Genomic DNA, 23874 nt, shown 5'->3' on the forward strand with positions numbered 1-23874 from the left:
GTCATCATCGAAGCGGAGGTGGACCATGACGGACCTGCTGGAATTCACGTCAGATCCCGACGAAACCCCGCAGCAGATTTCCACACTCATCTGCGCGGTCGGGGGCGGCCCGTTTGACGCGGGCGGGATTTCCGGGTCGATCGCGCAGACGATCGGGGAGGGCGAGCTTATCGCTTCCTTCGACCCGGACCTCATTTTCGACTTCCGCTCTGAGCGTCCTATGATCACGTTCGAGAACGGTGCCATGACCCGGATGTCGGACCCGCGACTTGATGTCTATGTCGTCGAGGACATCGAGGGGCAGAAGATGCTCGTCCTGCGGGGGAACGAACCGGATCTCCGGTGGCATTCGCTCGCGGAGGGAATCCTGCAGCTCGCAACCCAGTTCGGGGTGGAGCGGTTCTATGCCATCGGCGGGCTGCCCTCGGGGATTCCGCACACGCGTCCCGTCGACCTGCTCGTGCGCGGCTACAAGAAGACCCAGCCGGAACAGGACGCGACCTACATCCAGTCCGTGAACTTCTCAGAATTCCTCGTCTACACGCTCGGCACCTCCGGGATCGAGACCTCCTCCGTTCTCGCTCGCGTCCCGTTCTACCTCGTCAACTCGGTCTATGCCGCCGCCGCAGGCGCGGTCGCCACGTTTGTCGCCGACGATTCGGGCCTTGCCCTGCCCGTCGGCGATCTCGAGCGCATCGCACAGACCGAGACGGACCAGATCGAGGCAGTCTACGGCCAGCAGGAAGACTTCCGTTCGCTCGTCTCCTCCCTCGAGGAGGACTACGACACTGAAGGTCCCACCTCCGGTTTCGTGATCCCCAACGACCAGATCTCGGAGATTCCCACAGCGGATGAGATCGGTGCCGCAGCCGAACAGTTCCTCGCCCGCCGCACGGACAAGCCGAAGCGTCGGCGCGGGCGCCACGCGCGACGGGACGACGAGTAGCGCATGCGGATATGGCTGGCCGGCATGGCCGTGTACATCATGGCCATCGCCGCACGAACCAGCTTCGGTGTCGCATCTCTCGATGCCCTGGAGCGCTTCGACATCTCGGCCGCGGAGCTGTCGATGTTCACCGTCATCCAGCTCGGCGTCTACGCCGTGTGCCAGATCCCGCTCGGCCTTCTCCTCGACCGCTTCGGTTCACGGCCCATCATCGTCGCGGGTGCGATCATTCTCGGCGCTGGCCAGATCTGGCTCGCACTGGCCGGCACGTATCCTTCGGCTCTTGCCGCCCGCATCCTCATCGGCATGGGAGACGCGACCGCCTTCACCTCCGTGCTTCGGCTCATCCCCCAATGGTTCCCGCCCCGCAAAGTCCCGCTGTATACCCAGCTCACCGGCCTGCTCGGCCAGGCTGGCCAGGTCATTTCCTCGATCCCGTTCGCGATGGCATTGGCGCACGTCGGCTGGGAGAGAGCCTTCCTGGGAATGGGAGTGACGGGGGCCGTCGTCGGCCTTGTCGCCGCGTTCTTCATACGGGAGCGAACGTCTTTCGTGACGGCGACAACGAAACCTTCGGGAAAGACTCTCACCCACCCGGGGGTGTGGCAGGGCTTCTGGGCCCACTTCACGCTGGGCTTCCCCGTGCACGTGTTCCTCCTGCTGTGGGGCGTCCCGTTCATGGTGGTCAACGGTATCCCCCAGACAACCGCCTCAGCCCTTCTCATCGTCTGCTCGGCCGCCGGGATCGTCACCGGCCCGCTCGTCGCCTCGGTCACCGCACGTCACCCGCTGCGCAGGCCGATGCCGGTCATCGCCATCACCGCGCTCCTCGTCGGGACTTGGGCCTATATCCTCCTGCTCGAGCGCCCCGTCGAGGTGTGGGAGTTCACCGTCCTCCTCATCGTTCTGGCGCTCGCGGGCCCTGGCTCATCGATCGGATTCGACTTCGCCCGGACCGCGGTGCCGGTCTCCCGTCTCGGTACCGCAAACGGTCTGGTCAACCAGGGCGGATTCACGGCGGCCCTCATCTCAGCTTTCCTCATCGGTGTTGTCCTCGATACTCGTGCGCCCGACGGTGACTACACGCGGACCGACTTCAGGCTTGCCATGGCATCGCAGGCGATCATCGTCGCCGTCGGCATCATCGGTTTCCTCGCCGTCGGCCCCGCCGCGCGGCGCCGCTTCGAGAAGGACAAGGGCCTTCGCATCGAACCGGCCAGGGTCGCGATCGAGCGGATTATGCGGGAACGTCGTGCAGAGGCGAGGCTGAGGGCGTCAGATCGGAATAGATCCGGGCAGGCAGGGGAAGGCGATACACCTCCCGGTGCATCTCCGGCCACGGGACCATCGACGCCCCCACGGTGATGTTCCCGTAGCGCTTGCCCGACCACACGGCAGGATCGGTGATCGCGACGACATGGTCGAAGACGGACATGATCGTTGCGAGTTCCGGCTTGTAATGGCGGGACAGGTTGAGGAGATAGGCTCCGTCAGGCGCGAGTGCGTTCTTCGCATCGACCGCCGCCTCGTACGTCATGAGCTGGTAGGGGACGGTGCCCTGCGAGAAGGCGTCCCGCACGATGATGTCCCAGCCTCGATTCGCCTGGCCGGCAAGGACAGATCGGCCTTCCGCGACCCTGATCTTGAGCTGTGGGGAGCGGGGGAGGGGAAACCATTCCCTCACCTTGTCGGCCAGAATCGCATCGATTTCGACCGCCATCTGATGCGACTGGGGGTGTGAGGAGGCGAAGGCTCGCGCGAGGGCGCACCCGGCGCCGCCGATATGCATGGCCCTCATCTTGCTTCCCCGGGGGCGCGCCGCCTCCGCCAGGATCCGCATGTGCTGCATGTACTCGAATTCGAGGTATTCCGGGTCGTCCATGTCGATCGCCGACGATGGCACGCCATCCAGATAGAGTATGTGAAGCGAGGGGCGGTCGGGGTCGACCTCGATACGGGCCGTACCCATCGTCGTCATTTCTTCCATGTCGCTAAGCCTACGGGAGGGACCATGTCTCGTGCTCCGCGTTCCCAGTCGGCCCGCCGTGCGTTGGGAACGGACGACTCGGAAACCCCCATCCTCCATGTGGACATGGACGCGTTCTTTGTCGAGGTGGAACTCCTTCAGCGCCCCCATCTGCGCGGGCTCCCCGTCGCCGTGGGAGGTGCTGAACGCGGAGTCGTCACATCCGCCTCGTACGAAGCGAGAGCATTCGGCGTGACGTCGGCGATGCCGGTGGGGCAGGCCAAGCGGCTCTGTCCTCACCTCATCATGATTCCGGTCAGCCACGGCGCCTACTCGACGGTCTCGCGCAGAGTCATGGACATCCTCGGCTCTTTCACGCCCGTCCTCGAGCAGGTCTCGGTCGACGAAGCCTTCCTCGACGTGTCGGGGGATCGACACCGCACCCCAACCCAGATCGCGTCCGAGATCCGTACCGCTATCCGTGCGGGCGAGGGGGTCCCTGCCTCTGTCGGCATTGCCGCCACGAAGCACGTGGCGAAGATCGCCTCCGCCCACGCCAAGCCGGACGGCATGCTCCTCGTCCCCAAGGAAGAGACCGCCACGTTCTTGGCGGATCTGCCGATCGGTGCGATCTGGGGCGTGGGGGATGCGACGCGGAAGCGTCTCGAGCAGCGCGGGATCTCCTCGGTGCGCGATGTTCGCCAGCTGCGCCGCGAGGATCTCGAACGGATGCTCGGCAAGCACGGCGGGTCGCTGTGGGATCTGGCGCACGGCAGCGATCCGCGCCCTGTCGTCACGACCCGGGTCGAGAAGTCCATTGGCAAGGAGGAGACCTATTTCGAGGTGCTGCGCGATCCTGCCGTTGTTCGTGCCAGAATGCTCGACCAGGCCCACGAATGTGCGCGGCGTCTGCGTGATCGCTCCCTCGTGGCGTGGCGGGTCAGCATCAAAGTGCGGGACGCGTCATTCACGACGATCTCCCGCTCCCATACTCTCGGTCAGCCGACCAATGTCGCCCAGGAAATCTATCGGGTCGCATCATCGCTGATGGTGATGCCGCCGGGCGGGGTGCGCCTCATCGGTGTGCGGGTCGAGAATCTGGAGCGGGGGGAGTCCTCTCAAGCGACGCTGGAGGACGATGGTCGAGCCGAACAAGCTGAAAGAGCGCTGGATACAATCAGGAAACGGTTCGGGTCCGGGGTGGCCGGACCAGCCACACTGCTACCGTCGAAGCCCGAGGACGGGCTATGATGATGAGGTACGACGACTAGGAGGTTGCCATGGCGCTGTCAGAATATGAGCAGAAGATGCTCGAACAGCTTGAGGCACAGCTGCGGGACGAAGATCCGAAGCTCGCTGAATCCTTCCAGCCCGTTCGGCAGGTCTCCCTCAAGAGGATCGTTGTCGGCATCTTCATCGTCGTCGCAGGTCTTGGCCTGCTCGTGGCGGCAGTCGCCACGGAGATGAGTTGGATCGGAATCATCGGTTTCGTCGTCATGCTCGGCGGCGCGATGTACATGCTGTCCGGACCGATCGGATCGCTCGGCAGCGGCGCGGGCCGACCCCGCCAGCCGCAGGGCTCCGCGAAAGAGTCCTTCATGTCCAAGCAGGAAGAACTGTGGGAGCGTAGGCGCGACAAGGACGGCCGCTAAACCACACCATCGACAGACCCGGCTTCGGCCGGGTTTTTCGTGCCTGGAAACCCCCTGGATGACGTGATCTTCCTCCACCGTGTTTTTCGTTGAAATAGCGGGGAAAGGATTGCACTCCCCAGCGGTTTTCGGGTTGCATGTGGTGGGAAGTGGGGTAAAGTGGGGTCAGCTGATGACTGGGGGAGGTGTGTCAGATGTTCCTAGGAACGTACGAGCCGAAGCTCGACGAGAAGGGGCGCCTGATTCTGCCTGCCAAGTACCGCGACCAGCTCGCGGGCGGACTGGTCATCACGCGTGGCCAGGAGCACTGTCTCTATGTGTTCCCGGCCGAGGACTTCATGCAGATGCAGGAGGAGGCGCGTCGAGCGCCGCTGTCGAACAAGGAGGCCCGCAACTACCTGCGTGTCTTCCTGTCGGGAGCCGTCGATCAGGAGCCTGACCGCCAGGGTCGGATCTCGATCCCGGCCAACCTGCGGACGTATGCGGGCCTGGAGCGCGATCTCGCCGTGATCGGCGCGGGCAACCGTGTCGAGATCTGGAATCTCGAGTCGTGGAACGACTTCCTCGAAGAACAGGAAGCCGCTTTCGCGGATCGTGACGACGAGATCATTCCCGGAGTCTTGTAACAGGCTTGGCGGCGGCCCTCTCCCGTGGTTCTGGCACTATTCCCCATTGCCAGAGATACGGGAGGGGACCACCGTCCAGCGTCAACCGATAAAGAGGAGGTGCCATGAGCGCAGCGGATCTGCACATACCGGTGCTCGTCGATACGTGCATGGAGCTCCTGGCTCCCGCTCTTCATGGACCCGCGATTCTCTTCGATGCGACGCTCGGCATGGGAGGCCACACGGAGGCCGCGCTGCAGCGCTTCCCCGAGCTCACCGTCGTCGGTATCGATCGTGACCCGGCCGCGATCCGTCTCGCCTCGGAGCGTCTCGCGCCCTTCGGCGACCGTTTCCGTGCCGAACACGCAGAGTACGACGCGATGGACGACATCGCGAAGAAGCATGGTCGTCCGAACGGGATCCTCATGGACCTCGGCGTGTCATCGCTCCAGCTCGATGATGCGAGCCGCGGTTTCGCCTACTCGCAGGAAGCCCCGCTGGACATGCGGATGGACACATCCCAGGGACGCACAGCGGCGGACCTCATCGCGCAGTCCACGCACGGCGAACTGGCCCGCATCATCTCCCTCTACGGGGAGGAGAAGTTTGCTGGTCGCATTGCCACGAAGATTGTTCACAATCCGGATCGGGCCGCGATTACGACGGCTGAGCTGGCTGAACTCGTCAAGAGTGCGATCCCCGCGGCAGCCCGGCGCACCGGCGGGAACCCGGCCAAGCGGACGTTCCAGGCGCTCCGCATCGCCGTCAACGACGAGCTCGGAATCCTTGAACGTGCCATACCGCGTGCGATGGAGGTGCTCGAGGTCGGCGGCAGGCTCGTCGTCGAGTCCTATCATTCGCTCGAGGATCGCATCGTGAAGAGGGCCATGCAGGGAAGCTCCACGTCGACGACTCCGATGGGGGTGCCTGTACAGATGGATTCCCCGCCGTTCACTCTTATCAACAAGCGTGCGATCCAGGCTGATGAGGCCGAAATCGCAGCAAACCCACGATCAGCTTCGGTGCGGGTCCGTGCCTGCGAGAAACAACACGAAGGACGACGACTTTGAGCGCAACAGCCCACGCATCTGTCCGCCCGGCACGCCGCCCCGTCGTTTCCGGCCTGCCCACCATCCAGGTCGTTCCGAGCCCAGCTCCCGTTCGCGGCTTTGTCGCCACCGTGATCGCCTGCGCTCTTATCTTCTGCGCCGGCCTCGCAATCGTCTTCGCTCTCAACACGGCCATGGTCGAGGGCGCCTACCAGATCCGCGAACAGCAGGTCCTTCTCAACGACCTTGCCGACACCCGCAATATCCTCGATGAGGAGATCGCGCAGGCGTCCACGGCTGTTGCTCTGCGTGCCCGCGCGGAAGAGCTTGGGCTGGAGCCTGCGACGGATATCCGTCACGTCGACCTCGGTCAAGGTGTCGTCAGCGGGGGCAGCTCGGACAGCACGGAATAATGGCAGACGTGAGCACCACGTCCCAAGCCAGATGGCGCTCCTTTCTCGCGAGGCAGCGAGATCGGCTGCGCGTGAGCAACGATATTGTCGGGCGTCTGCGCGTCGTCGTCATCGTCTTCGCCGTCGGTGTGGCGCTGCTTGGCGTCAGGCTCGTGGACCTGCAGATCGTCCGCGCTGACAGACTGTCCGAGACCGCTATCCAGTTCAGGTCGAGAACCTACGCGATTCCGGCCGAACGGGGCCAGATCCTCGACGCGAACGGGAGTGTCCTTGCCGTCTCGCGAGAACGATACAACATTGCCGTCAACCAGAACCTCATCGACTCCTATCGCCGCTACGACGAGAACGGCGACCTCATCGGGTGGGGCGCAACGGCGGCGGCCAATGTTCTGGCACCGATCCTCGATGTCGAGGAAGCCCGCCTTGCCGGGCTCCTGTATGGCGGAGAGACGAAACGGTCGTGGGTGTATCTCGTCAAGGATGTTTCCCCCGAAGTGTGGCGACAGGTGAACTCCTACGGAATCCCCGGCATCGAACCGGAGCAGTTCATGCGCAGGGAATACCCGAACGGCCGCGTCGGGGCGTCGATCCTCGGCTTCCTCGGTGAAGGCGACGACGGGGAGACCGGCGGGCAGGCAGGCATCGAACGGAGCATGGACGAGGCGCTGACCGGCGTCGACGGCTCGCTGACTGTCGAGATATCGCGCTCCGGCGCTGTCATTCCGACCGGTCGCACGCTCGAGACACCTGCCGAGCATGGCAGCAGTGTCACGCTGACAACAGACGTGGACCTGCAGTTCGCGCTCGATGAGGCCCTGCAGAACTCGGTCACCGCGCAGAATGCGGACTGGGGTTCAGCTATCGCGATCGAAGTCGGCACGGGCAGAGTGCTGGCCATGTCGGACACGAACACGTATGACCCGGCGAATCCGGGTGACGGCGGCACGATCGGCTCCCGCGCCATCCAGTCACCGGTCGAGCCCGGCTCGTCCGGCAAGCTCATGACATTCTCGGCAGCGATCGATCAGGGCACCGTCGACGCGGTATCCATCTTCCCCACCGCGTCGACCCTGACAATGCCGAACGGCGAGACCATCCGCGACAATGAGCCGCACGCGAGCGAGAACCTGACCGTTGCAGGGATCCTCGCGAAGTCCTACAACACGGGACTCATCCAGATCGGTGACACGATCCCTGACGATGTGCGATTCTCCTACATGCAGAGCTTCGGCGTGGGAGAGCGGACCGGTATCGAACTCCCCGCCGAGTCACCCGGAATCCTAGCCGACTACACGACCTGGGGTGCGCGACAGCGCTACACGACGATGTTCGGGCAGGGCTATGCGCTGACGACCGCGCAGCTCGGCCAGATGGTGGCCACGATCGCGAACGGCGGTGTGCGCACCGATCTTCATATCGTCGACAGCATCACCCATCCCGATGGCACGGTCGAACCCACGGTCGTGGATGAGCCGGTGCGGGTGATCGAGGAGGAGACGGCTGACGAGATGCTGTCGATCATGCAGGCTGTCACAGAGCAGGGCTCGACTGGATATTACGCACGGATCGATGGCTATAACGTGGCGGGAAAGACGGGCACGGCTCAGATGCCGGACGCGAGCGGCGCGCTCAACGACCGCGTCGGAACCTTCGTCGGTGTGGTGCCGGCTGAAGACCCCCAGATCGCCGTCGCCGTCGTCGTCTACAATGGCGAATCTCCCGGGTATGGTTCTGAGACGGCAGCTCCCGTGTTCGGCGAGTTCGGTGCTTTCGCCGTGCGTCACATCGGTATCCCGCCCTCGACGACGCCTCTCGTCCAATACCCCTGGTCGGAGGCAGAGCTGAACGACGCGAGAGCCAACAGCCTCCTCAACGAGTACGGTGCCTTTAGAGAAACGAAGAACCGATGAAGCTACACACGCTCAGTGCCCTTGGCCTGACGGTCGCGGGCGATGCCGAGATCACCGGTGTATCGGCCGACAATAGGGACGTGCGCGCCGGAGACCTGTTCGTCGGGGTGCCAGGAGATCACGTCCACGGCGCGAGATTCGCCTCCGATGCTCAAGCGAGGGGGGCGGTCGCCGTCCTGACAGACCCCGCCGGTGCGCAGTTCGTCCCCGACGGGATGCCAGTCGCGATAGCCTCCGATGTTGCGGCAGTCCTCGGACGCGTCGCATCCGACATCTACGGAAACCCATCAGAGAGGCTGCGGAGCTTCGCCGTCACGGGAACGAACGGCAAGACGACGACGGCCTACATGATCGACCACATCCTCACGCGCTGCGGGGCGGTGACGGGACTCGTCGGGACGGTTGCGCTGAGCATCGCAGGACGAGAGATCCCCGCCCGCCTCACAACGCCCCAACCGGCCGATCTGCAGCGCTTCCTGCACGAGCTGCTCCAAGCAGGCGGAACCGATCTCGTCATGGAGGTGTCCTCACACGCTCTCGCCCAGCGCAGGACCGACCCCATTGTCTACTCCGTCGCAGGATTCACGAACCTCACGCAGGATCACCTGGACTATCACGACACGCTCGACGACTACTTCGAAGCCAAAGCTCTCCTCTTCGAAGACACGAAATCCGACGCCGCCGTCATCTGGACCGATGACGACTACGGCTACCGCCTCTACGAGAGGCTCAGCAACGCCGTGTGGGTGGGGCGGATCCCACGAGAGGGCCGGGGCTGGCTCGTCGAGGGAGATGCGGCATTCACGCTGACGGGTGAGAGCCAGCACGTGTGCCACACGGGCCTGCCCGGAGAGTTCAACGTGGCCAATGCGGCACTCGCGGCCGCCATGGTCCTCGAAGCGAACGTGCCTGGGGCGGATGACGCCATCGCCGACATCACACCCGTTGTCCCGGGCCGCATGGAAGTCCTATCGGAGCGTCCCCGCGTTGTCGTCGACTTCGCGCACAATGCTGATGCTCTCGAGAAGGCGATCACGTCGCTGCGCCACGACACGGTCGGAAGGCTCGTCACGCTGACTGGTTCTGCGGGCGATCGAGACGCACTGAAACGCCCCATCATGGGGAGGGTCGTCGCCGAGCATTCGGACATCTTCTATCTCACCGACGATGATCCGCACAGCGAAGACCCGGAGAAGATTCGGGCCGAGATCCGTGCCGGCGCGGAAGGGCTCGTCGAGATCCGTGAAATCGGGGACAGGGCCTCCGCCATCACCGCAGCGATCCTCGACGCAGATGCGGACGACACGATCCTCCTTGCCGGGCGGGGACATGAGACCATTCAGGATGTTGACGGACAGCTCATCGAGCTCGACGATCGGGTAGTGGCGAGGGATGCTCTCGCACGAAGGGACAGGCCATGATTCCATCCACACTCAGGCAGGCCGCACAGGACGCGAACGGTGTCCTCCTGGCCGAAGGCAGCGGTGACCATCTCCTGACAGCCGTGACGATCGATTCCCGCTCTATTGACGGCGGGGAGCTCTTCGTCGCGATCCCCGGTGAACGCGTCAACGGCCACGACTATGCGAAAGCGGCCCTCGACTCGGGGGCAGGAGCCGTCCTCATCGACGACGTGGAGCGGGCCCTAGCGACCGGCGCCGATCCCACCCGCCTCATTCACGTCGCCTCCACCCAGGACAGTCTCGGCCTGCTCGCGAAAGCGAACCTTGTCCGCGTGAGAGAACGCGGCAATCCGCTCGTCGTCGGAGTGACAGGATCTGTCGGGAAGACGACCACGAAAGACCTCCTGGCAACCATCCTCTCGAGCAGAGGCCCCATCATCGCGCCCCCGGGATCGTTCAACAATGAGCTCGGCCTGCCGTTGACGGTGCTGCGTGCCGACGAGAACACGGCAACGCTCGTGCTGGAGATGGGAGCAGACAGGATCGGCAATCTCGAACACCTGACCACGATTGCGCCGCTGGACATCGGCGTCGTCCTTGCCGTGGCACGCGCCCATCTGGGCGAGTTCGGCGGCATCGAGAACGTTGCTCGAGCGAAATCCGAGCTGGTTGCCGGCATACGACCCCACGGCACGGCCATCCTCAACGCCGACGATCACCGCGTTGCCGCCATGGCCGCCATGGCGGACACGGTCGTGACCTTCTCCCGGAACGGCAACGGCGACGTCTACGCCTCCGACATCTCCCTGACGGACGAGGGGAAGCCAACCTTCACCCTCCACAGCGGGGACGAGACGGCCCGAGTGGATCTCGGCCTCGTCGGCGAACACCACGTCGCCAATGCTCTCGCAGCCGCCACCGTCGGCCTCGTGGCGGGCCTTCCCATCGACCAGATCGCGGCCAGCATGGCGAACCTCGGTGCGGCGTCCCCACATCGCATGGACGTGTGGCGGGCCGGCCGGCTCACCGTGATCGACGACTCCTACAACGCTAATCCTGATTCGATGAGGGCAGGCCTCGATGCTCTCTCCCGAATGGCGAATGGTGGGCCCTCGCTCGCGGTGCTCGGAGCCATGCTCGAACTCGGGGAGGATTCCGATCGGGAGCATCGTGCGATCGGAGAATCGATGGCAGCGCTCGGCATCGACAGACTGATGAGCATCAGTGCACCGGCGCTCGCGGAGGGTGCCCGGCGCGTCGGGGTGGAGACGATCGAGCTCGAGTCGATCGATGATGCATGGCACGTCCTTCGCGATGAGGAGCTGACTGGCACTATCCTGTTGAAAGGCTCGAACGGTTCACGGATCTGGCAGCTTGCCGATCGTTTGAAGGAGGATCTGTGCTAGGCATCATGGTGGCCATGGGAGTGGCCATGATTATCTCCCTTCTCGGCACACCCCTCTTCATCAGAGTCCTGGTCAAGAAGCAGTACGGCCAGTTCATCCGCCAGGACGGTCCGACCTCCCATCTGACGAAGCGCGGCACGCCCACCATGGGCGGCGTCGTCATCATCCTCTCGACCGTGCTTGCCTATGCCATCGCCAATATCGTTGCCGGCCGCATGCCCGGAGCATCGGGCTGGCTTCTCATCTTCCTCATGGTCGGTATGGGAGCGATCGGCTTCGCCGACGACTACATCAAGATTTCGAACCAGCGATCCCTGGGCTTGAGTCCGCTCGGCAAGTTCGTGGGGCAGGCGCTGATCGGTGTCCTGTTCGCCGTTCTCGCGCTCCAGTTCCGCAACGACGACTACCGCACGCCGGCATCGATGCGGATCTCTTTCGTGCGCGACACGGATCTGTCCCTTGCCTTCTGGGGTGCGGGAATCGGTCTCGTCCTGTTCGTCCTGTGGGCGAATTTCCTCATCACGGCGTGGTCGAATGCCGTGAACCTGACGGATGGTCTCGATGGTCTGGCAACCGGCGCATCGATGATCGCTTTCGGCGCTTACACGATCATCACGATCTGGCAGTCGAATCAGTCCTGCCTCTCCATCCTCGATCCCTCGACAGGCTGCTATGAGGTGCGCGATCCGCGTGACCTCGCGATGATCTCCGCAGCCATCGTCGGAGCCTGTTTCGGCTTCCTCTGGTGGAATGCGTCCCCGGCCCAGATCTTCATGGGAGACACGGGATCGCTCGCGCTCGGCGCGGCCTTCGCCGGCCTCTCCATTCTTTCCCGCACCGAGTTCCTCGCGATCCTGCTCGGCGGGCTCTTCGTCATCATCGTCATCTCCGACGTCATCCAGATCGGCGTCTTCAAGCTGACGAAGAAACGCGTGTTCAGGATGGCGCCGCTCCATCACCACTTCGAGCTGAAAGGCTGGGGCGAAGTGACGATCGTGATCCGATTCTGGATCATCGCCGCCCTGTTCGCCACGCTCGGCGGCGGGCTCTTCTACACGGAATGGCTGGCGCTCCAATGAGATACACGGAGCGCGTGACCGAATTGGATGGGGCACGGATAGCCGTCGTCGGCATGGGGGTGTCCGGCCAGGCCGCTGCTGCGGCCCTCGAATCGTACGCCGATGCGACCGTCTCGACGTGGGACGGCAGGGGAGACGATGCTGGCGCGAGACTGCTGACACCGGAAGCCCTGCTCGACTGGTACCCGGATATCGTCGTCGTCTCGCCCGGCCTGCCGGCCGTGGGCGATGTTCACGAAGCCCTGCACGCCAGATCGATCCCAGCATGGTCAGAGGTCGAGCTGGCGTGGCGCATGAGGTCGCGCGACGAGGCAGGGCAGGCCGCTCCCTGGCTTGCCATCACCGGCACGAACGGGAAGACCACGACCGTCAACATGGTGGCTGCCATGGCCGCGGAGGCCGGTGTGTCCGCCGCCGCGGTCGGCAACGTCGGCGACCCGATCGTGACGGCCGTGACCCGCGAGGATGGTCCCGACCTGCTTGCGGTCGAGCTATCGTCTTTCCAGCTCTACTCGACCTCCTCGATGTCGCCTCTCGCATCCGGCTGTCTCAACATCGCTGACGACCATCTGGATTGGCACGGCTCCCCGGAGTCATACCGGGATGCGAAGGCTCGCGTCTACGACAACACTCGTGTCGCCTGTCTCTACCCGTTGGACGATCCCATTGTCGCCGCCATGGTCGAGAACGCTGACGTGGTGGAGGGTGCTCGCGCAATCGGATTGACCCGCGGCGTGCCCGCCCCGGGCCAGATCGGCCTCGTCGAGGACATGATCGTGGAGCGTGCTTTCGGACCGGAGCGCTTCACCTCCGCGAATGAACTGTTCCAGGTGTCAGACCTGGAGCACCTCGCGCACGGGGATCTGCCCGTGCACCTGTTGAGCGATGCGATGATGGCGGCGGGTCTCGTGCGCGCCGCAGGAGTCCAGCCCGAGTCCATCCGTTCCGCCCTACGATCCTTCGGTTTGGGGGCCCACCGTATCGAGACCGTTGCCGTCCGCGATGGTGTCACGTGGATCGATGATTCGAAGGCCACGAACGCTCATGCAGCCCGAGCTTCGATCCGCGCCCAGGAAGACGGCTCCGTCGTGTGGATCGCCGGCGGCGTCAGCAAGGGAGCATCGTTCGACTCGCTGGTTGCCGACATTTCCTCGAAGCTCAAAGGTGTGGTCGTCATCGGAGTCGAGCAGGAGGGACTGCTTCGTGCATTGTCTTCGCAGGCCCCGGGCGTGCCCGTCACCGTGATCCCGCCCGCCTCCGCTACAGTCATGCAGGACGCGGTCAGGGCGGCCGGCCATCTCGCGGGATCCGCCGCGGTTGTCATGCTTGCACCCGCCTGTGCCTCGTGGGACCAGTTCTCGTCCTATGCGGACCGCGGCCAGCAGTTCGCCCACGCAATCCTGGAGTAGAAGATGAACGTCACCCTCACGGCCGCGGACGAGCGGGCGAGAGACGCCGTTCGCCAGGCCATCATTCTCATCATCACCGCCACTCTCGTCCTCACAATCCTCGGTGTCGTCATGGTCTTCTCGGCCACGTCCGTCACGTCGATCTCGATGGCGGTCACCTATGACGATCCGAGTGCACGTTTCGCGGTCGCGCAGCGCCAACTCATTTTCGCTCTCGTGGGGCTCGTCTTCCTCCCGATCGCGGCACTGATCCCAGGCTCGTTCTACAAGAGAGCCGTCTGGCCGATCTATGGTCTCGGCATCGTCCTGCAGCTCCTTGTCCTCACCCCGCTCAGCCTGTCCGGCGGCGGAAACACGAACTGGATCTCGCTCGGCGGGGTCGTGCTGCAGCCGTCGGAATTTCTCAAGCTTGCCTCCGCTCTCTGGCTCGGCGTCATGCTGGGCCGTCTGAGCCGCGAAGACATGGCCAATCCGCGCACCGTGCTCGTCCCGGCGGGTGCCGGCGCATTCGCCTCCCTGGCGGCCGTCCTCCTCGGACAGGACATGGGTACGGCGATCATCTACGTCGTCATGTTCGCGGTGGCCTTCTACCTGGCGGGAATGCCCGGGAAATGGTTCGCCATGGTGGCTCTTGCCGTCGGCGTCGTCGGTTCCATCCTCATCGTGTCCCAACGGTCGCGCCTCAACCGTGTCATCGACTATGTCGAGAACATTTTCATCACCCCGGACGCAGTCGATCCGACTCAGTCCGAGTACGCCATGTGGGCCTTCGGCACCGGCGGCATCGGGGGAGTCGGCCTTGGCGCCTCCCGGGAGAAGTGGAATTATCTGCCGGAGGCGCACAACGACTTCATCTTCGCTGTTGTCGGCGAAGAGCTCGGGTTCTTCGGTGCCCTTGCCGTCATCCTGCTCTACCTCGTGCTCGGCTACGGCTTCTACCGCATTGTCGCCAATCACAGCGAGACATGGGTGCGCTACGTCGTCGCAATGATCGCGATGTGGCTCGTCGGCCAGGCGGTGCTCAATATGATGGTCGTGACGGGAGTCCTCCCCGTCTTCGGTGTTCCCCTGCCCTTCATCTCCCAGGGCGGCTCCGCCCTCATCGCCTGCCTGCTCGCGGTCGGTGTGGTCATCTCCCTGGCCCTGCGCCAGCCCGGGGTCGCTCGGTCGATGAGACCGTCTCGCATGTCCTACAAGTCCACTGCTTCGCTGAGGAGTACGCGATGAGAATCCTAGCCGCCGCAGGTGGCACTGCCGGCCACGTCAATCCCATGCTGGCCACCGCCGACCAGCTCATCGCCCGTGGACACGAGGTGATCGCGCTGGGGACAGCAGTCGGCCTCGAGGCTGACCTTGTTCCGGCCGCAGGCCTTGAACTTGTCACGATCGACAAGGTTCCCCTGCCCCGCAGGCCATCACTCGATCTCCTGCGCCTGCCAACGCGGCTGGCCCGCACTGTCGGCACTGTCCGCACTCTCATCCGGGATCGCGAGATCGACGCGGTTCTCGGGTTCGGCGGATATGTCTCAGCCCCTGCCTATCTCGCGGCACGACAGGCCGACATCCCAGTCATCATCCAAGAGCAGAACGCTCGTCCCGGCATCGCGAACCGGCTGGGGGCGCGATGGGCGAAGGGCGTCTCGCTGACGTTCGCATCGACGCCGCTGGCCGCCAAGCACGGCATGACCCGCGTGACGGGGCTGCCGCTGCGTGCCGAGATCAGTGGGCTTGCCGCGGACAGGACGGATGAGGCTCGGAAGAGGTTCAGGCGGGAACGTGCCGCGGAGCGGTTCGGCCTCGATCCGGACGACATGATCATCGTCCTCACCGGAGGCTCCTCCGGCGCGCAGCAGCTCAATCGGGCGTTCGCCGGAGCGGCGGATGTCCTCACCTCTCGCGCCCAGGTGCTCCACGTGACGGGACGCGGCAAGGAAGCCGACGCGGCCGGAGCGGCGGGTGACCGCTATCGAGTGCTCGACTATGTGCGTGAGATGGAGGAGGTGTATGCGATGGCGGACCTGGTCGTGACGAGAGCGGGCGCCGGAATGGTGGCGGAGCTGGCTGCTCTTGCGATTCCCGCCGTCGTCGTACCGTTAGCGATCGGAAATGGGGAGCAGTACCTCAACGCGAAGTCCGCCATCGATTCCGGCGGGTTCCTCCACATCGCCAATGATGCTTTCACGCCTGACGCGGTGCGAGAACAGGTTGTCCCGCTGCTCGACCGGCAAGAGCTCGACAGACGATCGGCGATCCTCAGAGCCGCAGGAGTATCGGATGGTGCCGGAGCGGTAGCAGACCTTGTGGAGGGCGTACTATGACATTCCATTTCATCGGAGTCGGCGGCGTGGGCATGGCGGCCGTGGCCGAGCTGCTCGCAGCACGCGGTCTGAGCGTCACCGGCTCGGATCGGGCAGCATCCCCCAATACGGCGCGTCTCGAACAGGCAGGCGTCACGGTCTATGTCGGGCACGATGCTGGGCATGTCGCCCCTGAGGCGACGATCGTCGTCTCCTCCGCCATCAAAGACTCCAACCCGGAGCTTGCGATTGCCCGGGCGCGCGGCCAGCGTATCCTCCATCGGTCCGAGGCTCTCGCCTTGGCCGCAACGGGCCTCGACTTCGTCGCAGTCGCCGGTGCACACGGCAAGACCACGACATCGGGAATGCTGGCGGTTGCGCTCACGTGGGCGGGGGAGGATCCGTCCTACGCCGTCGGATCGACGCTTCCCGGCGGCGCCTCCGGTGCCCGGCTCGGTGACGGGAACGCCTTTATCGCCGAAGCAGACGAATCCGATGGTTCGTTCCTCAACTACACTCCCAGCATCGAGATCGTCACGAATGTCGAACCTGACCATCTCGATCATTACGGGGATGTCGAGGCGTTCGAACAGGCTTTTGTCGAGTTCGCGGAGCGCAGGGTTCCCGGTGGGCTCCTCATCGCCTGCGGTGACGATGATGGTGCTCGTCGACTGGTCTCGGCCGCTGGAGGACGGACATGGTCGTACGGGACGGACGGCCTCGTTCCGGGAGTCGAGGCGCACGTGGCAGTCACGATCACGGGCCCCGCCTCGGCCACACTCGTGCTGGTGAGGGACGGTCGAGACATGGCACGCGCTGACCTGAGTCTGGCCGTGTCGGGGGAGCACATGCTGCGCAACGCGGCGGCCGCATGGGCGGCGGGGCTGGAGCTCGGTGTCGATCCTGGCCTCATGGCGCAGGCTCTCGGTACGTTCACCGGCACGGGCCGGCGGTTCGAACACAAGGGCACGATCGGCGGCGTCGAGGTGATCGACGACTATGCGCACCACCCGACAGAGGTTGCGGCAACCCTCCGTGCTGCGCGCGAGGAGGTCGACGGCAGGGTCCTCGTCATCTTCCAACCACATCTCTACTCCCGGACGAAGAACTTCGCGGAGCAGTTCGCCAAGGCTCTCGATCTTGCTGACAGCGTGGTCGTCACGGGCGTCTACGGTGCACGTGAGGAGCCGATGCCGGGAGTCGATGGGGATCTGATCGCTGACCGGATGGTGCGCGGACAGTTCGTGGCGGACATGCACGAGGCGGCCGCCATGATCAGTGCTGAAGCCCGCCCGGGTGATCTCATCATGACGATGGGTGCCGGCAGTGTGACCACGTTGACGTCGGAGATCCTGGCGGCTCTGTGAGACCACCCAAACCGCCCAGGCGCACCACGGCCTCTCCCCGGCTCACCGGGGAGGGCGAGGTGCGCCCAGACGCGCCGTTGGGCAAGCCAGCCCGTGAGCCTGCCTCGCGCGATCTCCCCGCCCGAGATCTGCCCGAGAACCGGGCGGCCAGGGTGTCGAGACCCGTCCGCGATCAGAAGCCCGAGAGCACGCCCCCAGCATCGGACACTCCCGGTGCTCCGGCCCGAGCGTCGGTGGCGAAGCGGCGCCGCGAACGTGTGCGGAAGGATCCGCCGCGTCCCCCCGTCGCCCCGAACAGGAAGAAATCCTCGGATCCCTATCCGCTCAGCGACCGCATCGAGATTCGGCGCAAGGCACGGCGCAGAGCCCTCCTCATCCGTCTCGGTGTCGCCTGCGGCGCTGTCGCCGCCCTGGCATCAGTCGTGTGGCTGCTGTTCTTCTCGACGGTCTTCGCGATCACGGCGGAGAACATCACACTCTCGATCTCCGACCCGGCTGACATTGTCGATGACACACAGGTCGCCTCGATCCTTGCCGCGACGGAGGGGACGCCGGTCCTCAGGATTCGTGCCGGCGATATCGAGTCGCAGATCGCCGACATCCCCGAGGTCGAATCGGTCACGGTCGAGAGCTCTTTCCCGCATGGCATCACAGCCACGATTGTCGCGCGCGAGCCTGTCGCCTGTGTCGGGGAAGGGGAGGCGTGCGAGGGCGTGGCTGCTGATGCGACACGGCTGCGAGTGGGCGATGAGCTTCGCGCGAGCCTGCCCAAGGTCTCGATGGATCTGGACTCCGAGCGCGCGGTCGAGCAGCTGCAGGATCTTCTCGACGCCATTGCCGCGCTGCCGCAGGATGTTCGTGCACGCGTGCAGGCGGCGTCGATCAACCCCAGCGGTCTCATCGAGTTCTCTCTCGATTCCGCGACGATCAAGTGGGGAACCTCGACGGAGAACGAGGCGAAGGCGCGGATTATCACCGTTCTTCTGACTCAGCCCGCGACGACGTACGACGTGACCGTCCCGGGCGCCCCCGTGACGTATTAGCAAGTTTTGCGATCTGGCGTGTCGGTCGTTGATCGAGAGCGCTTTACTCCGTAACTTTTGCGCGAGGTTGGAGCCAAGAAACCTCAACCACGACTTGAGGTCCCGGAGGAAATATGTCGACGATCAATAATTCTGCAAATATCAAGGTCATTGGAGTGGGCGGTGCAGGCGTCAATGCCGTCGACCGCATGATCCAAGATGGTCTGTCCGGGGTCGAGTTCATCGCCGTGAATACCGACGGCCAGTCGCTCGTCAAGTCGGAGGCCGAGACGAAGCTTGATATCGGGCGCTCCGTCTCCAACGGTCTCGGAGCCGGTGCGGACCCCTCGATCGGCCGCAAGGCGGCGGAAGAGAATGTCGACATCATCCGCGCCGCACTCGAGGGTGCTGACATGGTCTTCGTGACCGCGGGTGAGGGAGGCGGCACCGGCACCGGTGCGGCCCCGATCGTGGCTAATGCCGCGCGGGATCTCGGCGCCCTCACGGTCGGCGTCGTGACCCGACCCTTCGACTTCGAAGGCCGCCAGCGCGCGAACAATGCGTCGGCCGGGATCAAGGAGCTCCGTCAGGCGGTCGATACGCTGATCGTCATTCCGAACGACCGTCTCCTCGAGATCGCCGAGAAGGAGCTGTCCGTTCTTGAGGCCTACCATATGGCAGACGAGGTGCTCCGCTCGGGTGTCAAGGGTATCTCCGACCTCATCACGATTCCCGGCCTGGTCAACCTCGACTTCGCGGACGTCAAGGCTGTCATGAAGGATGCCGGTACGGCGATCATGGGTATCGGCTCCGCCTCCGGCGAGGATCGTGCGATGAGGGCGACGGAGAACGCGATCTCCTCCCCGCTGCTCGAAGCCCGTATCGACGGTGCGCACGGCGTCCTCCTGTCGTTCCAGGCAGGTGCGGACTTCTCGATGCAGGAGCTCGCCCGAGCATCCCAGCTCGTCAAGGAATCTGTCGATCCCAACGCGAACATCATCGTCGGCCAGATCATCGAAGACTCCCTTGGCGACGTCGTCAACGTGACCGTGATCGCGGCAGGCTTCGACGAGACGGACGACCATATCGTGCACGGTCGCGTGCCCCAGCAGGTCCCCGCCGGTGTTCCCGCGAGCCCGGCTCAGGCGCCAGTCCAGCCCGTCCAGGCAGCCGACCAGACGGAGCCCGGCCACCTCGTCTCTCCCTCCGCTCCCGTTGCGCCCCAGCAGCCCGTGGCGGACGAGAAGTCCCGGTCGGACCTCGACATCCCGTCATTCCTCTTCAACGAAGACTGATGCTCCTCCGCGCCGACCTGCCTGGGGTATGCGCGGGCTTCACCACTCGCGCCAACGGTGGTGACTTCGCGGGGAATCTTGCCTACCACGTGGGCGACCGAGCCGAGAACGTCGACCACTGGCGCGCGGAGCTCGAGCGGCAGGTCGGCCCTCTGTCGTGGATGACGCAGGTCCATGGAACGACCGTCATCGATGCTGGGAGCGATACTCCTGAAGCGGATGGTCTCGTCGTACGCCGGGGGCAGGGAGGCGCTGTCATGGTCGCCGACTGCGCTCCTCTGCTCCTTCTCGGAGCAGCGGGCGCTGAGGTCACCGCTGGCGCGGTGGTCCACGTCGGGAGGGCCGGGCTCCTCGGCGGCATCGCCCACCGGGCCGTCGCAGCGCTCCGCGATGCTGGGGCGGACACTGTTTCGGCTGTCATCGGCCCCGCTATCTGCGGGTCCTGCTACGAGGTGGGCGAGACGATGGCAGCGGAAGCCGAACGAACCTTGCCCGGGAGCTCGTGCGTGACGCGCTGGGGCACCCCCGGGATCGACATCCCGGCCTCGCTCGCACGCCAGCTCCGGGAGAGCGGAGTCGACGTCGACGTGTGGGACATGTGCACGATGGAGGACGAGAGGTTCTTCTCCCATCGCAGGCAGGCGGGACAAGCTGGACGTTTCGCGGGCTTCCTGGTGCTGAATCGCGACACTCCGGACCGCCTGGACCTCGACGTTTTATAACTGATCTACCTTGAACATGGCATGCCAATACTGGAAGGGGGAGCGCCATGGGAATGTTTGAGCGCTTCATGGAGAAAGCGACGCTGTCCGACGAGAACGAGGAGTTCTTCGAGGGCGATGACTACGAGTACGAGGACGACTATGTCGGGGAGGCCCCAGTGAGCAATATCCGGCCCGTGTCGTCCGCGGAAGAGGTGTCGCGCATTGCGACGTGCTGGCCTCGGACGTTCACCGACGTGGCGACGTTCGCCGATGAGTTCCGGAAGGATCTCCCGGTGATCCTCAACCTGTCGGCGGCGGACGATTCTGCGCGCCAGCGGATTGCGGACTTCGCTCTGGGCGTGTGCTACGGTCGCGGTGGCAATCTCAACCAGATCTCGGATGACGTCCTGCTCATGACCCCGCACTCGGTGCGCATGGAAGAGCACCGTTCTGACGGGAACAACCGACTCGGACGGTAATGACCCTCATTCTTACGCTCCTCTTCTGGGCGCTGTGGCTGTACACATTCGTCCTGTTTGGACGTGTCGTCATCGACCTCATGTCCGTCCTGTCCAGAGACTGGCGGCCCACCGGCCCCATTCTTATCGCCGCGAACCTCATCTACCGGCTCACTGATCCGCCGCTGAGGTTCATCAACCGTTATGTCCCGCCCCTCAGGCTCGGCCCGGTGGCCCTGGACATCGGTTTTATCGTGCTGTTCTTCGGAGTCAGCATTGCTCAATGGATTATCCAGCGGATAATCCTCAGCCTGTAGGCCGTTTTTCGTGGTTTACCTGGTGTAGTCTTAAGATCGATCCAGAACTGATACATCAACACATGAGGTGAAGATATGGCGCTGCTCACTGAAGAGGATGTCGTGAACAAGACATTCGCGGAAACTCGCTATCGCGAAGAGGGTTACAACCAGGATGAGGTTGACGACTTCCTCGACGAAGTAGCAGAGACCATCAAGCAGCTCTCCGCGGAGCGCGACGCTCTGCGCGAAGAGCTCGCCGCGTCGAAGGCCCGCGTCGGAGAGCTGGAGGCAGGCGACAACGCTCCCGCCCCGCAGCAGGCAGCGGCACCCGTCGCGACGACGGCAGAGACCGGCGACCTGGCCGCCCCCGCGGCAGGAGTCCTCGCACTGGCTCAGCAGCTCCATGATCAGTACGTTGACGAGGGCCGCCTCGAAGGTGAGCGCATCCGCGCCGAAGCCAGCGCCGAGTCCGCCCGTATCATCAAGGAAGCTGAAGACCAGCACAACCGCACGTTGACGAAGCTCGAGCAGGAACGCGGCCTCCTCGAGCGCAAGATCTCCGAGCTTCGCGATTTCGAGCGGGATTACCGTTCGCGCATGAAGTCGTACCTGGAGTCGCTCCTGTCGAACGTCGAGTCGGGTAACACCGGCAGCGGCAACCTGTAGATAGAGGGAGTGCGATGGCGGCCTGCGGGCCGCCATCGTCACGTATGTATCGATACGCACTGCCACTGGGCTTCCTTGTTATCCTTCTCGACCAGGTCACGAAGTTCTGGGCTGAGAGCGCCCTCGCGAACGGCGAACGGATCCCCGTCATCGGGGATTTCCTCAGTTTCGTCCTCGTCTACAACCCTGGGGCGGCTTTCTCTCTCGGCACGAACAGCACCTGGGTGTTCACCGTCTTCTCCGTCATCGTCATCGGGGTCATCCTCTGGGTCCTGAAGGAATGCCGGTCGACGGCATGGGCGATCACCCTCGGCGTCATCGCCGGCGGAGCGGCGGGCAATCTTATCGACAGGCTGGTTCGCGAACCGTCCTTCGGCCAGGGACATGTTGTCGACTTCATCAACTACAACGGCTGGTTCGTCGGCAACATTGCCGATATCGCGCTCGTTCTCGGTGTGATCGCGCTTGCGATCATCGAGCTTCTCGGTGTTCGGTTCGGTGGGAGGTCTGAATCCGCGGAGGCCGACGATGAGTGAGTTCCGGACCTATTTCGTTCCCGATGGTCTCGCGGGCGAACGCGTCGACGTCGGAGTCGCGCGACTGACAGGACTGTCCCGCTCGAAGGCTGGAGACTTGGTCGACGAGAGCGCCGTCACTGTGGCGGGAAAGCCCGTGACGAGGTCCCGCCGTCTCATGGAGGGGGAGCGCATCGACGTCGTCCTCCCGGACCCTCCCTCAGCAGAGCCCATCGAGACACCGGTTGATATGACGGTCGTCTTCGAAGACGCCGACATCATCGTCATCGATAAGCCAGCAGGCGTCGCGGCCCATCCCTCTGTCGGATGGGAGGGGCCCAATGTTGTCGGTGCACTGAGGGCGGCAGGCGTCACGATCTCGGCCTACGGCCCGGCAGAGCGCAAGGGGATCGTGCACCGTCTCGACGTGGGAACCTCCGGTCTCATGGTCGTCGCCAAGTCGGAACGCGCCTACACCCACCTCAAGAGAGCTTTCAAGGAGCGCACGGTCGGCAAGATCTACCACTGTCTCGTGCAGGGCCACCCCTTCCCGCAACAGGGCACCATCGATGCTCCGATCGCCCGCGATCACCGGCATTCATGGAAGATGGGAGTGGTTGCGGGAGGACGGCCGTCGATCACCCATTACACGACGATCGAAACCCTTGGAGGGGCCGCCCTTCTCGAGGTGAACCTGGAGACCGGACGCACCCACCAGATTAGGGTGCACATGGCGGCGATCCATCATCCCGCGATCGGCGATCCGCTCTACGGCTCGGATCCGACACTGTCGGAGAAGGTCGGTTTGGACCGGCAGTGGCTTCACGCCTGCCGGCTGTCCTTCGACCATCCGGGGTCGGGGGAAGCGATGGAGTTCACGTCCGACTATCCTGAGGATCTGCAGTGGGCATTGGATCGGATGAGGAAGGGCGACCTGTGGTGATCACGCGCGTCGACAGCCCGGAGGATATGGCGGACGTGTGGGCGCTGCGCCGCGACGTGTTCGTCGTCGAGCAGAACGTGCCCCTCGAGGAGGAGATGGACGACCTCGACCACGATCCCTCGACCATCCATCTCCTCGCCCGGGACGAGCTGGGACCTCTTGCGACGGGGAGGATCCTCCTCGATAGCCCCGGCCACGTCCACCTCGGTCGTATCTGTGTCGCGCGCCGTGTACGCGGTACGGGTGTGGGCAAGCGCCTCCTCCTCGCACTCGAGGCGACAGCGCTTGACGTGTACGCGGTCGATGGGGTCCTCACAGTGGCGCTGTCCGCGCAGCGTGATGCTCAAGGCTTCTACGAGAGCGTGGGATATTCGCGTGCCGACGACAGAGAGTATCTCGATGCTGGGATCTGGCATCGGGACATGGTGAAGAGGATCTCGCGGGCAACACTGTGAGCTTGGTCGATAGTT

At 64.3% G+C, this 23874-nt stretch carries 24 protein-coding genes and 1 pseudogene; 24 read left to right on the forward strand and 1 reads right to left on the reverse strand.

What is annotated here, in order from left to right:
• Positions 1-25 precede the first annotated feature (25 nt).
• Both H2O75_RS03725 and H2O75_RS03730 read left to right on the forward strand, forming a co-directional pair.
• Positions 26-946: a PAC2 family protein gene (locus tag H2O75_RS03725; protein ID WP_182173843.1), complete on the forward strand. Its 921-nt coding sequence runs from the start codon at positions 26-28 to the stop codon at positions 944-946.
• A gap of 3 nt (positions 947-949) precedes the next feature.
• Positions 950-2311 carry an MFS transporter gene (locus H2O75_RS03730; protein WP_182173846.1) on the forward strand — a complete coding sequence of 454 codons (1362 nt, stop codon included), beginning with the start codon at positions 950-952 and terminating at the stop codon, positions 2309-2311.
• A gap of 67 nt (positions 2312-2378) precedes the next feature.
• On the opposite strand, the pseudogene H2O75_RS10905 reads toward H2O75_RS03730, so the two are convergent.
• Positions 2379-3032 (reverse strand): annotated as a pseudogene (locus H2O75_RS10905) (spermidine synthase); the annotation flags it as partial.
• On the opposite strand from H2O75_RS10905, the gene dinB reads away from it, so the two are divergent.
• The 22 genes from dinB to H2O75_RS03840 all read left to right on the forward strand — a co-directional run bounded on the left by dinB (position 2958) and on the right by H2O75_RS03840 (position 23859).
• Positions 2958-4163, forward strand: a complete 1206-nt coding sequence (dinB, locus tag H2O75_RS03735; protein ID WP_182173849.1) for a DNA polymerase IV — start codon at positions 2958-2960, stop codon at positions 4161-4163. The pseudogene H2O75_RS10905 and the gene dinB sit on opposite strands and share 75 nt — an antisense overlap.
• A 29-nt stretch (positions 4164-4192) precedes the next feature.
• On the forward strand, positions 4193-4564 hold the full coding sequence (locus H2O75_RS03740; RefSeq protein WP_182173852.1) for an SCO2097 family morphological protein: 372 nt from the start codon (positions 4193-4195) through the stop codon (positions 4562-4564).
• 194 nt (positions 4565-4758) lie between these two features.
• A complete protein-coding gene (mraZ, locus tag H2O75_RS03745; RefSeq protein ID WP_182173855.1) occupies positions 4759-5190 on the forward strand; it encodes a division/cell wall cluster transcriptional repressor MraZ in 432 nt (143 codons plus the stop codon).
• A gap of 104 nt (positions 5191-5294) precedes the next feature.
• Complete coding sequence (gene rsmH / locus H2O75_RS03750) at positions 5295-6239, forward strand: 16S rRNA (cytosine(1402)-N(4))-methyltransferase RsmH (RefSeq protein WP_182173858.1); 945 nt, start codon at positions 5295-5297, stop codon at positions 6237-6239.
• The gene (ftsL, locus tag H2O75_RS03755; protein WP_182173861.1) at positions 6236-6631 is read left to right on the forward strand and encodes a cell division protein FtsL; all 396 of its coding nucleotides are present in this window, start codon (positions 6236-6238) and stop codon (positions 6629-6631) included. The genes rsmH and ftsL overlap by 4 nt, the downstream gene beginning before the upstream one ends.
• Before the next feature lie 71 nt (positions 6632-6702).
• Positions 6703-8541, forward strand: coding sequence for a peptidoglycan D,D-transpeptidase FtsI family protein (locus H2O75_RS03760; RefSeq protein WP_259365302.1), 1839 nt, complete (start codon positions 6703-6705; stop codon positions 8539-8541).
• A complete protein-coding gene (locus H2O75_RS03765) occupies positions 8538-9962 on the forward strand; it encodes a UDP-N-acetylmuramoyl-L-alanyl-D-glutamate--2,6-diaminopimelate ligase (RefSeq protein ID WP_182173867.1) in 1425 nt (474 codons plus the stop codon). The genes H2O75_RS03760 and H2O75_RS03765 overlap by 4 nt, the downstream gene beginning before the upstream one ends.
• A complete protein-coding gene (locus H2O75_RS03770; protein WP_182173869.1) occupies positions 9959-11350 on the forward strand; it encodes a UDP-N-acetylmuramoyl-tripeptide--D-alanyl-D-alanine ligase in 1392 nt (463 codons plus the stop codon). The genes H2O75_RS03765 and H2O75_RS03770 overlap by 4 nt, the downstream gene beginning before the upstream one ends.
• Positions 11344-12429 (forward strand): phospho-N-acetylmuramoyl-pentapeptide-transferase, encoded by a 1086-nt coding sequence (gene mraY, locus H2O75_RS03775; protein WP_182173872.1) that lies wholly within the window; start codon positions 11344-11346, stop codon positions 12427-12429. Before H2O75_RS03770 ends, mraY begins: the two co-directional genes overlap by 7 nt.
• 14 nt (positions 12430-12443) lie before the next feature.
• Complete coding sequence (gene murD / locus H2O75_RS03780; RefSeq protein ID WP_259365303.1) at positions 12444-13838, forward strand: UDP-N-acetylmuramoyl-L-alanine--D-glutamate ligase; 1395 nt, start codon at positions 12444-12446, stop codon at positions 13836-13838.
• A gap of 3 nt (positions 13839-13841) precedes the next feature.
• Positions 13842-15065, forward strand: coding sequence for an FtsW/RodA/SpoVE family cell cycle protein (locus tag H2O75_RS03785; RefSeq protein ID WP_182173875.1), 1224 nt, complete (start codon positions 13842-13844; stop codon positions 15063-15065).
• Positions 15062-16156: a UDP-N-acetylglucosamine--N-acetylmuramyl-(pentapeptide) pyrophosphoryl-undecaprenol N-acetylglucosamine transferase gene (locus H2O75_RS03790; RefSeq protein WP_182173878.1), complete on the forward strand. Its 1095-nt coding sequence runs from the start codon at positions 15062-15064 to the stop codon at positions 16154-16156. Before H2O75_RS03785 ends, H2O75_RS03790 begins: the two co-directional genes overlap by 4 nt.
• The gene (gene murC, locus H2O75_RS03795; RefSeq protein ID WP_182173882.1) at positions 16153-17502 is read left to right on the forward strand and encodes a UDP-N-acetylmuramate--L-alanine ligase; all 1350 of its coding nucleotides are present in this window, start codon (positions 16153-16155) and stop codon (positions 17500-17502) included. The genes H2O75_RS03790 and murC overlap by 4 nt, the downstream gene beginning before the upstream one ends.
• Complete coding sequence (locus tag H2O75_RS03800) at positions 17499-18545, forward strand: cell division protein FtsQ/DivIB (protein WP_182173885.1); 1047 nt, start codon at positions 17499-17501, stop codon at positions 18543-18545. The genes murC and H2O75_RS03800 overlap by 4 nt, the downstream gene beginning before the upstream one ends.
• Before the next feature lie 113 nt (positions 18546-18658).
• Positions 18659-19819 carry a cell division protein FtsZ gene (gene ftsZ / locus H2O75_RS03805; protein WP_182173888.1) on the forward strand — a complete coding sequence of 387 codons (1161 nt, stop codon included), beginning with the start codon at positions 18659-18661 and terminating at the stop codon, positions 19817-19819.
• Positions 19819-20541 carry a purine nucleoside phosphorylase YfiH/LACC1 family protein gene (locus tag H2O75_RS03810; RefSeq protein ID WP_182173891.1) on the forward strand — a complete coding sequence of 241 codons (723 nt, stop codon included), beginning with the start codon at positions 19819-19821 and terminating at the stop codon, positions 20539-20541. Before ftsZ ends, H2O75_RS03810 begins: the two co-directional genes overlap by 1 nt.
• 47 nt (positions 20542-20588) lie before the next feature.
• Positions 20589-21002, forward strand: a complete 414-nt coding sequence (locus H2O75_RS03815; protein WP_182173894.1) for a cell division protein SepF — start codon at positions 20589-20591, stop codon at positions 21000-21002.
• Entirely contained in the window at positions 21002-21298 is a 297-nt protein-coding gene (locus H2O75_RS03820) for a YggT family protein (protein ID WP_182173897.1), read from the forward strand. Before H2O75_RS03815 ends, H2O75_RS03820 begins: the two co-directional genes overlap by 1 nt.
• Before the next feature lie 75 nt (positions 21299-21373).
• Entirely contained in the window at positions 21374-21946 is a 573-nt protein-coding gene (locus H2O75_RS03825; protein ID WP_182173900.1) for a DivIVA domain-containing protein, read from the forward strand.
• A 44-nt stretch (positions 21947-21990) separates the two neighbouring features.
• The gene (gene lspA, locus H2O75_RS03830) at positions 21991-22482 is read left to right on the forward strand and encodes a signal peptidase II (protein WP_220462774.1); all 492 of its coding nucleotides are present in this window, start codon (positions 21991-21993) and stop codon (positions 22480-22482) included.
• On the forward strand, positions 22475-23404 hold the full coding sequence (locus H2O75_RS03835; protein WP_182173905.1) for an RluA family pseudouridine synthase: 930 nt from the start codon (positions 22475-22477) through the stop codon (positions 23402-23404). Before lspA ends, H2O75_RS03835 begins: the two co-directional genes overlap by 8 nt.
• Positions 23398-23859 carry a GNAT family N-acetyltransferase gene (locus tag H2O75_RS03840; protein WP_204736283.1) on the forward strand — a complete coding sequence of 154 codons (462 nt, stop codon included), beginning with the start codon at positions 23398-23400 and terminating at the stop codon, positions 23857-23859. The genes H2O75_RS03835 and H2O75_RS03840 overlap by 7 nt, the downstream gene beginning before the upstream one ends.
• Positions 23860-23874 lie beyond the last annotated feature (15 nt).

The organism is Flaviflexus equikiangi (genome assembly GCF_014069875.1).
GTDB lineage: Bacteria > Actinomycetota > Actinomycetes > Actinomycetales > Actinomycetaceae > Flaviflexus > Flaviflexus equikiangi.